The sequence below is a fragment of the Streptomyces luteireticuli genome (assembly GCF_041519305.1).
GTDB lineage: Bacteria > Actinomycetota > Actinomycetes > Streptomycetales > Streptomycetaceae > Streptomyces > Streptomyces luteireticuli.
In genome coordinates this window covers 5,694,688-5,709,261 of record NZ_CP167927.1, presented here as the reverse complement: position 1 = coordinate 5,709,261, position 14,574 = coordinate 5,694,688, and the positions used below count along the sequence as shown (strand labels likewise).

Sequence of the window (14,574 nt, the reverse complement as noted above, 5' to 3'; positions counted from 1 at the left end):
ACCCCAATTGGTTCGCTTTTCAACATCCTTAGGTAGAATTTCTCTATGGACACCGAGAACGGCACACGCTGGCTCAGCGACGAGGAACAGCGCACCTGGCGGACCCATCTGGACGTCAGCCGGCTGTTGATGCACCGGCTCGAACGGGATCTCCAGCCGTTCGGCCTGACCAACAACGACTACGAGATCCTCGTCAACCTGTCCGAGTCCGAGGACCACCGGATGCGGATGAGCGACCTCGCCGCGGCGACCCTCCAGTCCAAGAGCCGTCTCTCCCACCAGATCACGCGCATGGAGAACGCCGGGCTGGTCCGGCGGGAGAACTGCGAGTCGGACCGGCGGGGGCTGTTCGCGGTGCTGACGGAGCAGGGGTGGGAGACGATGCGGAAGGTTGCGCCGCACCATGTCGCTTCCGTGCGCGAGCACTTCATCGATCTCCTCTCGCCCGAGGATCTCAAGGCGTTGCACGCCTCGCTGAAGCCGGTGGCGGACCACTTGCGTTCTGCGCGGGGGAAGTGACCCCGCCCCGCCCTTTCACCTCCCCCAGAGGGGGTGCCCCCACGCAGCAGCACGCTGCGCGCGCTGTCCTCAAGCGCCGGACGGGCTAATTCAGCCCGTCCGGCGCTTGAGGACTTCGCCCGAAGGGCGAATGGGGTCCGGAGTCTCCCCGGGGAAACGGTGAAAGGGCGGGACCGGGGCCTATCCCTCCGTAAGCCCGGCCACCAACTCGTCCGCAGCCGCGTACGGATCCAGCCCACCCTCAGCCACCCGCGCCGCCAACGCCCCCAACCGCCGGTCCCCGGACAGATCCGCGATCCGCGAGCGCAGAGCCGCCACCGCGATGCGCTCGATCTCGTGCGCAGCCCGAGCGGACCGGCGCGACGCGAGCGCCCCCCGCTCCTCCATCCACGCCCGGTGCTTCTCCAGCGCCTCGACGACCTCCTCGACCCCTTCGCCCCGCGCCGCGACCGTCTTCACGATCGGCGGGCGCCAGTCGCCGGGGGCGCGGGCCTCGCCCAGGCCGAGCATGTGGTTGAGCTCGCGCGCGGTCGCGTCCGCGCCGTCCCGGTCGGCCTTGTTGACGACGTAGACGTCGCCGATCTCCAGGATTCCGGCCTTCGCGGCCTGGATGCCGTCGCCCATGCCGGGGGCGAGGAGCACCACCGTCGTATCGGCCTCGGAGGCGATCTCCACCTCGGACTGGCCGACGCCGACCGTCTCGACGAGGACGACGTCGCAGCCCGCCGCGTCCAGGACGCGAATCGCCTGCGGGGCGGCCCAGGCGAGGCCGCCCAGATGCCCCCGCGTGGCCATGGAGCGGATATAGACCCCGGGGTCGGACGCGTGCTCCGACATCCGGACGCGGTCGCCCAGCAACGCCCCGCCCGAGAAGGGCGAGGAGGGATCCACGGCCAGGACCCCGACCCGCTTGCCGCGCCGCCGGTAGGCGGAGACCAGCGCCGAGGTCGAGGTCGACTTGCCGACACCGGGCGAGCCGGTGAGGCCGACGACGTACGCGCCGCCGGTGAGCGGCGCCAGCGCCGCCATGACCTCGCGCAGCTGCGGGGACGCCCCCTCCACCAGCGAGATCAGCCGGGCGACGGCGCGCGGCCGGCCGGCTCGGGCCTGCTCGACGAGGGCGGGGACGTCCACCATCAGCGGCCTCCCTTACTTGGCGGAGCCGTTGGCGCCGGGGACGCGGATGATCAGCGCGTCGCCCTGTCCGCCGCCGCCGCACAGCGCCGCCGCGCCGGTCCCGCCGCCGCGCCGCTTGAGCTCCAGGGCGAGGTGGAGGACGGTGCGGGCGCCGGACATGCCGATCGGGTGGCCGAGCGCGATGGCGCCGCCGTTGACGTTCACCTTTTCCGGGGATACGCCCAGATCCTTGATTGACTGCACCAGTACGGCCGCGAACGCCTCGTTGATCTCGATGAGATCGAGGTCGTCGACGGTCAGCCCCTCCTTGCGCAGGGCGTGCAGGATCGCGTTGGAGGGCTGGGACTGGAGGGAGTTGTCGGGGCCGGCGACGTTGCCGTGGGCGCCGATCTCGGCGATCCACTCCAGGCCCAGCTCCAGCGCCTTGGCCTTGCTCATCACGACCACGGCGGCGGCGCCGTCGGAGATCTGCGAGGCGGTGCCGGCGGTGATGGTGCCCTCGCGGCCGAAGGCCGGCTTGAGCTTGCCCAGGCCCTCGACGGTGGTGTCGGGGCGGATGCCCTCGTCCTTGCTGAAGACGACCGGCTCGCCCTTGCGCTGCGGGATCTCGACGGGGGTGATCTCCGCCTCGAAGAGGCCGTTCTTCTGGGCGGCGGCGGCCCGCTGGTGGGAGCGCGCGCCGATCTCGTCCTGCTCGGCCCGGCGGATGCCCAGGCGGGTGTTGTGCTTCTCGGTGGACTCGCCCATCGCGATGCCCTCGAAGGGGTCGGTGAGCCCGTCGTACGCCATCGCGTCGAGCATCTCGACCGCGCCGTACTTGTATCCCTCGCGCGACTTCGGCAGCAGGTGCGGGGCGTTGGTCATCGACTCCTGGCCGCCGGCCACGACGACGTCGAACTCCCCCGCGCGGATGAGCTGGTCGGCCAGCGCGATGGCGTCGAGGCCGGACAGGCAGACCTTGTTGACGGTCAGCGCCGGGACGCTCATGGGGATGCCGCCCTTGACTGCCGCCTGGCGGGCGGGGATCTGCCCGGCGCCGGCCGTGAGGACCTGGCCCATGATCACGTACTGCACCTGGTCGCCGCCGATGCCCGCCCGGTCCAGCGCTGCCTTGATGGCCAGGCCGCCGAGGTCCGCCGCGGAGAACGTCCGCAGCGATCCGAGGAGCCGGCCCATGGGCGTCCGCGCGCCCGCGACGATCACTGAGGTGGTGCCGGTCGAACCGTTCGTGCCAGACATGGACGGGGCTCCTTCGGGCGGGGGTTGACGTCGGTGTCGGGGTGGTTTCGTCAATGTACTGAGCGGTACTCCACTCGGTCACCGGCCCGTAGGTGTGATCGCGCGCACGTTGCGTGACCGCTCGGCGCGGCGGTGCACTGGTTCCATGCTGACGCGCATCGACCACATCGGGATCGCCTGTACCGACCTCGACGCCACCGTCGAGTTCTACCGTGCCACCTACGGCTTCGAGGTGTTCCACACCGAGGTCAACGAGGAGCAGGGGGTCCGCGAGGCCATGCTGAAGATCAATGAGACCTCGGACGGGGGTGCCTCGTACCTCCAGCTCCTCCAGCCCATCCGCGACGACTCGCCGGTCGGCAAGTGGCTGGCGAAGAACGGCGAGGGAGTGCACCACATCGCCTTCGGCACCGCCGACGTGGACGGCGACTCCGAGGCGATCCGGGACAAGGGCGTACGCGTCCTGTACGACGCCCCGCGCACCGGATCGATGGGATCCCGCATCACCTTCCTGCACCCCAAGGACTGCCACGGGGTGCTGACGGAACTGGTCACCTCGGCGCCCCGTCCGGCCGAGGAGCACTGACCCACACCTGCCCCGGCCGGTAGAGTGCAGGTTCGGCCGGGGTACGGGTGGGGCCCGGCCCAGGCTGTGCCGATGATCTGACACCATTTCTTCGGAAGGGCGGGCTCCGGGTTCCACCACCACGCACGGGGCCGGCCACCGACGCGACCAGGGGACGGATGGACCGCGCAGTGCGGGGCTACGAGCGCCAGGACAGCCAGCGGGCTGAAACCGACCACCTCTCGCAATTCGAGGCCGAGATGGAGCGGCTGAAGAAGGAGCGGGAGAAGGCGGTTCAGCACGCCGACGACCTCGGGTACCAGGTCGAGGTGTTGCGCGCCAAGCTCCATGAGGCGCGCCGCGCGCTGGCCCACCGTCCCGCGTACGACGCGGCCGGTCTCGACTACCAGGCCGAGCAGCTGCTGCGCAATGCCCAGATCCAGGCCGACCAGTTGCGCGCGGACGCCGAGCGCGAGCTGCGCGAGGCCCGGGCGCAGACCCAGCGCCTCCTCCAGGAGCACGCCGAGCGGCAGGCCCGGATGGAGGCCGAGCTGCACGCCGAGGCCGTGGCCCGGCGCCAGCGGCTGGACGAGGAGCTCAACGAACGCCGGGCGACCGTCGAGTCGCACGTCAACGAGAACGTGGCCTGGGCCGAGCAGCTGCGCTCGCGCACCGAGTCGCAGGCCCGCCGGCTGATGGAGGAGACGCGGGCCGAGACCGAGCAGTCGCTCGGCGCCGCCCGCGCCGAGGCCCAGCGGCTGACCGAGCAGGCGCGCACCCGGCTCGCGGCCGCGGCCGAGGAGGCCCGGGCCGAAGCCGAAGCGATCCTGCGCCGGGCCCGCACGGACGCCGAGCGGCTGCTGACCGCCGCGTCCCAGCAGGCCCAGGAGGCCACCGACCACGCCGAGCGGCTGCGCACGGACGCGGGCACCGAGTCCGACCAGGCGCGCAGCGCCGCCGCCGAGCTCACCCGGGCCGCCGAGGCGCGGATCCAGGAGGCGGACACGGCGCTGCGCGAGGCGCGCGCCGAGGCGGAGAAGCTGGTCGCCGACGCCGAGCGGACCGCGGCCGGCCGGCTGGCCGAGGCCGAGGCGGAGAACGAGCAGCGCACCCGCACCACGCGCGCCGAGATCGCCCGGGCCGTCAGCGAGAAGACCAAGGAGGCCGAGGCCCTGCGGGCCGAGGCCGAGCAGCTGCGCGACGACGCAGCGGCGAAGGCCGAGCGGCTGGTCGCCGAGGCTGCGGAGAACGCCCGCAGCAAGGCGGCCGAGGAGTCGGCGGACCGGCTGGCGAAGGCCGCCCGGGCGGCCGAGGAGGTGCTCTCCAAGGCGTCGGAGGACGCCCGGGCCGTCACCAAGGCGGCCGCCGAGGAGGCCGAGCGGATCCGCACGGAGGCGGAGACCGAGGCCGAGCGGCTGCGGGCACAGGCGGAGGAGTCCGCGGAGCAGCTCAAGGCCGGGGCGAAGGACGACACCAAGGAGTACCGCGCCAAGACCGTCGAGCTCCAGGAGGAGGCGCGGCGGCTGCGCGGCGAGGCGGAGCAGCTGCGCGCGGACGCGGTCGCCGAGGGCGAGCGGCTGCGCTCCGAGGCGCGCCGCGAGGCGCTGCAGAAGGTCGAGGCCGCGGCGGGCACCGCCGAGGAGCTGCTGGCCGAGGCCAAGGCCGATGCGGAGGAGACCCGGTCGAGCGCCACCGCCGAGGGCGAGCGGGTGCGGGCGGAGGCCGCGGAGCGCGCCGCCGCCCTGCGCAAGCAGGCCGAGGAGCTGCTGGAGCGGGCCCGTACCGAGGCCGAGGAGATGGCCGAGGAGGCCGAGGACCACGCCGAGCGCGTCCGCGCGGAGGCGGACGCGGCGGCGACGGCGCTGCGCGAGGAGGCCGAGCGGGCCGCCGAGGAGCGCCGGGCGGAGGCCGCCGAGGAACTGGAGCGGCTGCACACCGAGGCCGACCGGCGGGTGGAGACCGCCGAGGAGGCGCTGCGCGAGGCCCGTACGGAGGCCGAGCGGCTGCGCCGGGAGGCGGCCGAGGAGACCGAGCGGCAGCGCACGGAGGCGTCCGAGCGGGCGCGTGCGGTGCGGGCGCAGGCCGAGGAGGAGGCCGAGCGGCAGCGCGCGGAGGCCGCGGGCGAGGCGGCCACGGTGAAGGCCGAGGCCGAGGCGGCGGCGGAGCTGCTGCGTACGGAGGCCGAGGAAGAGGCGGAGCTGCTGCGCTCCGAGGCCCAGGAGGCGGCCGACCGGCTGCGGGCCGAGGCGAACGCGGCGGCCGAGCGGACGGCGGCGGAGGCCGCCGAGGCGCTGGAGGCGGCCAAGGAGGAGGCCGCGCGGCGCCGGCGCGAGGCCGAGGAGCTGCTGGGCGACGCCCGCGAGGAGGCCCAGGCGGAGCGTGCGGCGGCGCACGAGCAGAGCGAGGAGCTGCTGGCCGCGGCGCGCAAGCGGGTCGCGGAGGCGCAGGAGGAGGCCGAGCGCCTGGTCGAGGAGGCCGAGCAGCGCGCCGCGGAGCTGGTGTCGGCGGCGGAGCAGACGGCCCAGCAGGTGCGGGAGTCGGTCGCGGGCCTGCACGAGCAGGCCGAGGAGGAGATCGCCGGGCTGCGCTCGGCGGCCGAGCACAGTGCCGAGCGGACCGTCACCGAGGCGCAGGAGGAGGCGGACCGGGTCCGCGCCGAGGCGTACGAGGAGCGCGAGGGCGCCCGCGAGGACGCGGTGCGCATCCGGGCCGAGGCCCAGTCGGCCGCGGAGGCGGCGCGCGACCTGGCCGAGCGCACGGTGAACGAGGCGATCGCCGAGGGCGAGCGCGTGGAGGCGGAGGCCGCCCGCGTGCTGGAGGAGGCCCGGGAGGCGGCCAACAAGCGCCGTTCGGACGCCGCGGAGCAGGCGGACGCGCTGGTCGCGGAGGCGACGGCGGAGGGCGAGCGGCTGCGCGCCGAGGCGGGCCGGACGCTGGAGGAGGCGGAGGAGACCGCCGAGGCCGAGCGCGACCGGGCGGCCGCGGACGCGGAGCGGATGCGCGCCGAGGCGCGGACCCTGGTGGACGAGGCGCGGGACGCGGCGGACGCGCACCGGGTCGAGGCCGCCGGGCAGGCGGACGAGCTGCTGGCGAAGGCGACCGCGGAGGCGGAGCGGCTGGTCTCGGACGCGTCGGCGAGGGCGCAGCAGATGCGCACCGATGCCTCCGACGCGCTGGCGCAGGCCGAGCAGGACGCGCAGCGCGCCAAGGCCGAGGCCCGCGAGGACGCCAACAAGATGCGCGCGGACGGCCGCGCGGAGGCCGAGCGGATCGTCAACGAGGCGGCGGAGCTGACCTCTTCGGCGCAGGACGACGCCGACCGCATCGTGGACGAGGCGCGGGAGGCGGCCAACCAGCGCCGCACCGAGGCCGCGCGGCAGGCGGACGAGCTGGTCGCCGAGGCGACGGCCGAGGCCGAGCGGATGGCCGCCGAGGCGCGGGCCGAGGACGAGAAGTCGCGCGCCGAGTCGGCCCGCAACGCCGAGGAGGCGCGGCTGGCGGCCGACGAGCACCGGGCGCGGGCCGCGGCCGAGGCGGAGCGGACGGTCGCGGACGCGAAGGCGGAGGCCGAGCGGCTGCGGGCGGACGCGGCCCAGGCGCTGGAGGACGCCCGTCAGGAGGCCGCGCGGACGGCCGACGAGGCGCGGGACGCGGCGAACCGGCAGCGCCGGGAGGCGGCGCAGCAGGCGGACGAGCTGATCGCGGAGGCGACGGCCGAGGCGGAGCGGATGGCCGCCGAGGCGCAGGCGGCCCTGGCGGCGGCGCAGGAGAACGCCAACAGCACGCGCGCCGACTCGGCGAAGGTCAAGGCCGATGCGGTGCTGGAGGCCGAGCGGGTGCGCGCGGAGGCCCGCGAGGCGGCCGAGCGCACGGTGGACGAGGCGCGGGACGCGGCCGCCCAGCGGCGTACCGAGGCGGCCGAGCAGGCGGACGCGCTGATCGGCAAGGCACAGGAGGAGGCGGTCAAGACCGCCGCCGCGGCCGAGGAGCAGGCGGACACCATGGTCGGTGCCGCCCGCCGGGAGGCCGAGCGCATCGTGGCGGAGGCCACGGGCGAGGGCAACGCGCTGGTGGAGCAGGCCCGTACGGACGCGGACACGCTGCTGGCCGAGGCCCGCGCCGACGCGACGGCCATAAGGGAGCGGACGGACGAGCTGCGGGCCCGCATCGAGAGCGAGGTCGAGGAGCTGCACGACCGCGCGCGCCGGGAGGCGTCGGAGGCGATGCAGTCGGCGGGCGAGCGCTGCGACAAGCTGGTCGCGGCGGCGACCGAGCAGCTGGCGGAGGCCGAGGCGAAGGCCAAGCAGCTGCTGTCGGACGCGAGCGGCGAGGCGAGCAAGGTGCGCATCGCCGCGGTGAAGAAGGCCGAGGGGCTGCTGAAGGAGGCGGAGCAGAAGAAGACCACGGCGGTGCGCGACGCGGAGCGGATGCGGGCCGAGGCCGTACGCGAGTCGGAGCGCCTGCGCACCGAGGCCGAGCAGGAGGCCCGGCGTCTTGTCGAGGGCGGCCGTGGCGAGTTGGAGGCACTGGTGAAGCGCCGCGAGGACATCCAGGCGGAGATTTCCCGTGTCCAGGACGTGTTGGAGGCGTTGGAATCATTTGAGTCCCCCGGGGCAGGCGGCTCTCACAAGGAGGGCGGGGTGAAGGCGACGGCCGGTGCCGGCGCTACTCGTTCGGGTGGCAAGCAGGACCGGAAGTAGCCACTCATTCGGGGGGAGAAATTCCCAATCCCCCAACCCAGTACGCGAATCCGCACCATACGACGCCGCTCACCGCCCTAGGATTCCCTTATCACCTCACCGGTCTCTTTCGACAGGAACCTCATGAGCGACACTTCCTCCCCCTTCGGCTTCGAGCTCGTGCGGCGCGGATACGACCGCGGCCAGGTGGACGACCGCATTACCAAGCTCGTCGCCGACCGTGACAGCGCGCTCTCGCGCATCACCTCCCTGGAAAAGCGCATCGAGGAGCTGCATCTCGAGACGCAGAACGCTCAGGCACAGATCAATGACGCGGAGCCGTCGTACGCGGGGCTCGGCGCGCGGGTCGAGAAGATCCTGCGGCTGGCCGAGGAAGAGGCCAAGGACCTGCGGGAGGAGGCCCGTCGGGCGGCGGAGCAGCACCGTGAGCTGGCGGAGTCGGCGGCGCAGCAAGTGCGCAACGACGCCGAGGCGTTCGCCTCCGACCGCAAGGCCAAGGCGGAGGACGAGGGCGCGCGGATCGTCGAGAAGGCGAAGGGGGACTCCGCGCAGCTGAGGGCCGAGGCGCAGAAGGACGCGCAGTCCAAGCGCGAGGAGGCGGACGCCCTCTTCGAGGAGACGCGCGCCAAGGCGGCCCAGGCGGCTGCCGACTTCGAGACCAATCTGGCCAAGCGCCGCGAGCAGTCCGAGCGCGACCTGGCCTCGCGGCAGGCGAAGGCGGAGAAGCGGCTGGCGGAGATCGAGCACCGGGCCGAACAGCTGCGCCTGGAGGCCGAGAAGCTGCGCACGGACGCGGAGCGCCGGGCGCGCCAGACGGTGGAGACCGCGCAGCGCCAGGCCGAGGACATCGTGGCCGACGCCAACGCCAAGGCGGACCGCATCCGCAGCGAGTCCGAGCGCGAGCTGGCGGCGCTGACCAACCGCCGCGACAGCATCAACGCCCAGCTGACCAACGTCCGGGAGATGCTGGCCACGCTGACCGGCGCGGCGGTGGCCGCGGCCGGGGTGCCGGGCGACGACGAGCCGATCTCGCGCGGTGTTCCGGCTCAGCAGAGCCGCTGAGGCGCGCCCCTGGAGGGAGGGCCCGCCTCCGGTGGCGGGGCGGGTCCCGGCCTCGTACCGTGAGTGAATGATCGAGCTGGAGGATCTGACCAAGCGCTACGGCGACCGGCTCGCCGTCGATCACCTCACCTGCACCGTCCGCCCCGGTATTGTCACGGGCTTTCTGGGCCCCAATGGCGCCGGCAAGTCGACGACGATGCGGATGATGCTCGATCTCGACAACCCGACCGGCGGCACGGTCCGCATCGACGGGAAGCACTACCGGCAGTTGCACGACCCCCTGCGGACGGTGGGCGCCCTGCTGGACGCCAAGGCCGTGCACGGCGGTCGCAGCGCCTACAACCATCTGCTGTGCCTGGCGCAGAGCAATGGCATCCCGCGGTCGCGGGTGGCCGAGGTGCTGGACGTGGTGGGTCTGACGTCGGTGGCGAAGAAGCGCTCGAAGGGGTTCTCGCTGGGCATGGGCCAGCGGCTGGGCATCGCCGCGGCGTTGCTGGGCGATCCGCGGATCCTGATGTTCGACGAGCCGGTCAACGGCCTGGACCCGGAGGGCATCCACTGGATCCGGACGCTGATGAAGTCCCTGGCGGCACAGGGACGTACGGTCTTCGTCTCCTCGCACCTGATGAGCGAGATGGCGCTCACGGCCGACCACCTGATCGTCATCGGCCAGGGGAAGCTGCTGGCGGACACCTCGATGTCCGGCTTCATCGCGGAGAACTCCCGGCCCTTCGTGCTGATGCGCTCGCCGGAGCAGGAGCGGCTGAAGGACGTGCTGTCGGGCGCGGGGATCACGGCCGTGCCGGGCGCGGAGGGCGCGCTGGAAGTGACCGGTGAGGACGCGGCGCACCTGGGCGAGCTGGCCGCGCGGCACCGGATCGTCCTGCACGAGCTGAGCCCGCAGCGGGCCTCGCTGGAGGAGGCGTTCATGCGGCTGACGGCGGGCTCGGTGGAGTACCACGCGCATGCGGACCGGGCCGCCCGGTGGGGCGAGGGCCGGGGCGAGGGAGGCTGACGATGGCGGTGGTCGCGCAGGTCCTGAACTCGGAATGGACGAAGATCAAATCGGTGCGTTCCACGGTGTGGACGCTGGGCGCCGGTTTTGTCGTCACGGTCGCTCTCGGCGCGCTGATCAGCGCATTGGTGAACAACAAGTACGGCGATCTCTCGCTCAAGGAGCGGCTGACTTTCGATCCGACGTATGTGAGTTTCGCCGGTATGGGACTCGGCCAGCTCGCATTGATCGTTTTCGGGGTGCTGGTGGTCTCCAATGAATACAGCACCGGAATGATCCGCACCTCGCTCGCCGCCGTTCCGCAGCGCGGCGTCTTTCTCTTCAGCAAGATCGCAATTGCCGCGGCGCTCGCCCTGGTCGTCGGTATGGCCACCAGTTTTCTGACCTTCTCCGTCGGCCAGGCGATGCTCGACGGGCACAGCGCCTCCCTCGGTGATCCCGGGGTCGCGCGCGCCGTGGTCGGCGGCGGGCTCTACATGGCGCTGATCACGATGTTCTCCATGGGCGTCGCCACGATGCTGCGCGGGCCCATGCTCTCGCTGGGCATCCTGATGCCGTTCTTCTTCCTGATCTCCAGCATCCTGGCCACCGTCTCGGCGACCGAGAAGATCGCCGAGTATCTGCCGGACAAGGCCGGGCAGAAGGTCATGCAGGTGGTGCTGACCGACGACAAGGCGCCGTACGGGCCCTGGGGCGGCCTCGGGATCATGGTGCTGTGGGTGGTCGCGGCGCTCGCGGGCGGCTATCTGGTGATCAAGAGGCGCGATGCGTGATGCCCCTCCGGCGGATCTTCACGGAAGTCCGGTGCGGTACCGCACCCCATAAGGGGCGCGGGGAACTGCGCGACCGGCCACGGACGGCCCGCAGCCGACCGACCGCGCATCCGGCGGAGCACCGGGTGCACGGTCCGCCGGACCGGCCGTGACCGGCCGCAGGCTGCGCGACCTCGGCCTGCACGTCGTCCCGTTCCTCCGGCCGCTGGAGTATCCCGGCCGCCCGGCGCCGGAGCCCTGTCTGCTGCTCGGCGACGAGCTGCTGCCGCTGCGGGCGGGGGCCGGACCCCTGGGCACCTGGCCCGTCGTGGACGGCGCGGATCCGCTCGACGCCGTGCTCGGCGCCCTCGGCGCGGCCCCCGCCGGCCGGCGCCTGCCCGTGGTGGCCGTGGGCTCCAACGCCTCTCCCGCCCAGATCCGGCACAAGCTCGTCGGGGCGGGGCTGCCGGCCGTGGTGCCCATGGTCCCGGTGACGGTCCGCGGCGTGGGCGTCGGCTGCTCGGCGCACATCGGCCGCGCCGGGTACGTGGCCGCGGCCCCGTACGCGGACCCGGACGCCGAGGGGCCGCTGGTGGTCGGCTGGCTGGACCCGGCGCAGCTGGCCGTCGTGGACGCCTCCGAGGTGCACTACCGCAGGGTGCCGCTGCCCGGGGCGGCGTACCCGATGACGCTGCCGTCCGGCGCGCGGCTGGGCGGCGCCCAGGTGTACGTCTCGCGCCACGGCGTCCTGTTGGACCCGGCGACCGGCCGTCCCCGGCCCGGCGGGGGCGATCAGGCCGCCCTGCTGCGGGCGCTGCTGGCCGCCTCGCCGCGGCTGCGCGCGCTGCTCGGACCGGATCCGGTGACCTGGACCGAGCGGGCGCGCGGCGACGACGCGGTGCGGGAGCGGGGAGCCCGGATCTTCGCGGAGGAGGGCTGGGTCCGCGCGGAGGAGGGGCTTCCGGCGGCGCCGGTGTGAACGGCGCGACGGCGTCCCCGGGAGCACCGCGGCAGCGACCGCCACATTCCGCGATTCCGTCACCCTCTCGTTAACCTCTAACCCGAACGGGGGCACGTGCCCCGACCATCTCGCGAGGGGCGGAGAATGATCGAGGCAGTCGGTCTGACGAAGCGCTACGGCGCCAAGACGGCCGTGCACAACCTGACGTTCCAGGTGAGGCCGGGCGCGGTCACCGGCTTCCTGGGGCCCAACGGCTCCGGCAAGTCCACGACCATGCGCATGATCCTCGGCCTGGACGTGCCCACCTCGGGCCGGGTCACCATCGGCGGCCGCCCCTACCGGGAGCTGCCCAACGCCGCCCGGCAGGTCGGTGCCCTGATCGACGCCAAGGCGGTGCACGGCGGGCGCAGCGCCTACAACCACCTGCTCTCCCTCGCGCAGCTCGCCGGCATCCCGCGCACCCGGGTGGACGAGGTGCTGGGCGTCGTCGGCCTCCAGGACGTGGCCAAGCGGCGCTCCAAGGGCTTCTCGCTCGGCATGGGCCAGCGGCTGGGCATCGCCGCGGCGCTGCTCGGCGACCCGCAGGTGCTGCTCTTCGACGAGCCGGTCAACGGCCTGGACCCCGAGGGCATCCTGTGGGTCCGCAATCTGATGAAGCGGCTGGCCGCCGAGGGCCGCACGGTCTTCGTCTCCTCGCACCTGATGAGCGAGATGGCGCTGACCGCCGACCACCTCATCGTCATCGGCCGCGGACAGCTGCTGGCCGACATGAGCGTCCAGGACTTCATCGCCGCGAACTCCGCCGGCTTCGCCCGGGTCCGTACGCCGGACGGCGAGCCGGAGGGGCGCGAGAAGCTCACCTCGGCGCTGGTCGAGGCGGGCGGCCAGGTGCTGCCCGAGCCGGACGGCGCGCTGCGCGTCACCGGTCTCGCCCTGCCGCGCATCAGCGACCTCGCGCACGCCTCGGACATCCGGCTGTGGGAGCTCTCGCCGCACCAGGCATCCCTGGAGGAGGCGTACATGCGCATGACGCAGGCCGCCGTCGACTACCGCTCGACCCAGGACATGCGCGCCGGCTTCCAGCAGCCGGCGCCGGGGTACGGGATGCCGGGCGCGCCCGCGCCGCAGGGCTGGGGCGGGCCGGGCGGCTACCCGGTGCTGCCGGGCGAGCAGCCGAACCCGTACGCGCAGCAGCAGCCGCCCGTCCCTCCGCAGCAGCCCGCGCCGTACCAGGCGCCGGTCGCCGCCCCGCCGGCCCCGGCCGTCCCGGCCGCTCCCCCGGCCCCCGCCGCCGCGCCCGAGGGCGCGGCCGCCCCCGCCCCCGCCGACCTGACCAAGCGTGACAGCGAGGACGCCCGATGACCGCCCCGATGACACCCCCGCCCGCCGCGCCCGCGCCGCAGGGCCAGGCCCCCGCGCAGCCGTACTGGCCGGGCCAGGCCCCGGCCGGCGGCTATGTGTCGCCGATCCCCGTGCGCCAGGCCACCCTGGGCGATGCGATCACCGCCGAGTGGACCAAGATCAAGTCGCTGCGGTCCACGATGTGGACGCTGGGCACCATGCTCACCGTCGTCATCGGCATCGGCACGCTGATTGCGGTGGTCACCTACAACGTGACCGACGACAACGACGTCAACGGGGACATCCTGGGCATGGGTTTCGTGGGCGTGCTGCTCGGCATGATCCCGCTGCTCACCCTGGGCGTGCTCACCATCTCCTCCGAGTACGGCACCGGTCTGATCCGCACCACGCTCACCGCCTGCCCCAGCCGGGGCCGGGTGCTGGGCGCCAAGGCGATCGTGTTCTTCGGGCTGACCTTCGTGCTGACGCTGGTGGCGACCACGCTGGTGGCCATGCTCGACGCCGGTCTGATGGGCGACCGGACGACGGACGGGATCAGCGGCTCCGAGTGGATCAAGGCCACTCTCGGCGTCAGCCTCTACGTGGCGACGCTGGGCCTGCTGTCGCTGGCCGTGGGCGCGCTGCTGCGGCACTCCGCGGGCGCGATCACCGGCATGCTGGGCCTGGTGCTGCTGCCGCCGCTGCTGTCGCTGTTCATGATGTCCGAGGCCGTCCGGCCGGTCGGCAAGGCGCTGATCACCTACTCGATCCCCAGCCAGCTCGCCGTCTTCTACGGCGCCGAGCTCGGTGACGACGGCCCCACCGGCTGGACGCCGCTGTGGATCGTCATCGGCGTCACCGCGGTCGCCCTGGGCGGCGCGTACGCCTCGATGACCAAGCGCGACGCATAGCGCCCCCCGTCAGTAACGCGGGGCATTACGGGACCGCTGGAGCCTCGCGCTCCGGCGGTCCCTCGCGTTCCAGCAGGACTTGTGCCAGTGCCGCCGGTCCTCGACGCCCGCGCCGTACTGCGGCCACACCACCAGGTGCGGCACCCCGGGCGGGATCTCCTGGTCGCAGCCCGGGCAGCGGTAGTGCTTGGCGGCGGCACCCCCGCCGATCATGCGGACCGACCACTCCTCGCCCTGCCAGCTCTCCGTCTGCTCCAGGCCGTAGCGCACCGCGCCGGTCTCGTACGGGGACGGTGCTGCGGCTCGGCTGAAGGCACCGCCTCGCGGGCGGTTTCGGCGCGGGGACACGGGTCACCTCGGAGGTCGGGGCGG

The 14,574-nt window shown here is 73.6% G+C and carries 12 protein-coding genes; 9 read left to right on the top strand and 3 right to left on the bottom strand.

Annotation, left to right across the window (positions count from 1 at the left end; genetic code table 11):
* Nucleotides 1-45 precede the first annotated feature (45 nt).
* Entirely contained in the window at nt 46-519 is a 474-nt protein-coding gene (locus AB8735_RS25730) for a MarR family transcriptional regulator (RefSeq protein WP_344019295.1), read from the top strand.
* A gap of 180 nt (nt 520-699) precedes the next feature.
* Here AB8735_RS25730 and meaB read toward each other — a convergent pair whose 3' ends face one another.
* Nucleotides 700-1,656 (bottom strand): methylmalonyl Co-A mutase-associated GTPase MeaB, encoded by a 957-nt coding sequence (meaB, locus tag AB8735_RS25725; RefSeq protein ID WP_372409646.1) that lies wholly within the window; start codon nt 1,654-1,656, stop codon nt 700-702.
* Between the two features lie 12 nt (nt 1,657-1,668).
* On the bottom strand, nt 1,669-2,895 hold the full coding sequence (locus AB8735_RS25720; RefSeq protein WP_344019290.1) for an acetyl-CoA C-acetyltransferase: 1,227 nt from the start codon (nt 2,893-2,895) through the stop codon (nt 1,669-1,671).
* A gap of 145 nt (nt 2,896-3,040) precedes the next feature.
* Here AB8735_RS25720 and mce point away from each other — a divergent pair, with 145 nt between their 5' ends.
* The 8 genes from mce (at nt 3,041) to AB8735_RS25680 (ending at nt 14,202) form a co-directional block, all read left to right on the top strand.
* Nucleotides 3,041-3,481 carry a methylmalonyl-CoA epimerase gene (gene mce / locus AB8735_RS25715; RefSeq protein ID WP_344019288.1) on the top strand — a complete coding sequence of 147 codons (441 nt, stop codon included), beginning with the start codon at nt 3,041-3,043 and terminating at the stop codon, nt 3,479-3,481.
* 170 nt (nt 3,482-3,651) lie between these two features.
* A complete protein-coding gene (gene scy / locus AB8735_RS25710; protein ID WP_372411916.1) occupies nt 3,652-8,160 on the top strand; it encodes a polarized growth protein Scy in 4,509 nt (1,502 codons plus the stop codon).
* A gap of 123 nt (nt 8,161-8,283) precedes the next feature.
* Nucleotides 8,284-9,222 carry a cellulose-binding protein gene (locus AB8735_RS25705; protein WP_344019285.1) on the top strand — a complete coding sequence of 313 codons (939 nt, stop codon included), beginning with the start codon at nt 8,284-8,286 and terminating at the stop codon, nt 9,220-9,222.
* Between the two features lie 67 nt (nt 9,223-9,289).
* Nucleotides 9,290-10,237: an ATP-binding cassette domain-containing protein gene (locus tag AB8735_RS25700; protein ID WP_372409644.1), complete on the top strand. Its 948-nt coding sequence runs from the start codon at nt 9,290-9,292 to the stop codon at nt 10,235-10,237.
* A gap of 2 nt (nt 10,238-10,239) precedes the next feature.
* Nucleotides 10,240-11,010, top strand: coding sequence for an ABC transporter permease (locus tag AB8735_RS25695; protein WP_372409643.1), 771 nt, complete (start codon nt 10,240-10,242; stop codon nt 11,008-11,010).
* 148 nt (nt 11,011-11,158) lie between these two features.
* Nucleotides 11,159-11,968, top strand: a complete 810-nt coding sequence (locus AB8735_RS25690) for a hypothetical protein (protein WP_372409641.1) — start codon at nt 11,159-11,161, stop codon at nt 11,966-11,968.
* 126 nt (nt 11,969-12,094) lie between these two features.
* Nucleotides 12,095-13,312, top strand: coding sequence for an ABC transporter ATP-binding protein (locus tag AB8735_RS25685; protein WP_372409639.1), 1,218 nt, complete (start codon nt 12,095-12,097; stop codon nt 13,310-13,312).
* Nucleotides 13,309-14,202: an ABC transporter permease gene (locus AB8735_RS25680; RefSeq protein ID WP_372409638.1), complete on the top strand. Its 894-nt coding sequence runs from the start codon at nt 13,309-13,311 to the stop codon at nt 14,200-14,202. Before AB8735_RS25685 ends, AB8735_RS25680 begins: the two co-directional genes overlap by 4 nt.
* 9 nt (nt 14,203-14,211) lie before the next feature.
* Here the strand turns inward: AB8735_RS25680 and AB8735_RS25675 are convergent, their stop codons facing one another.
* Complete coding sequence (locus tag AB8735_RS25675; RefSeq protein WP_344019259.1) at nt 14,212-14,550, bottom strand: ATP/GTP-binding protein; 339 nt, start codon at nt 14,548-14,550, stop codon at nt 14,212-14,214.
* Nucleotides 14,551-14,574 lie beyond the last annotated feature (24 nt).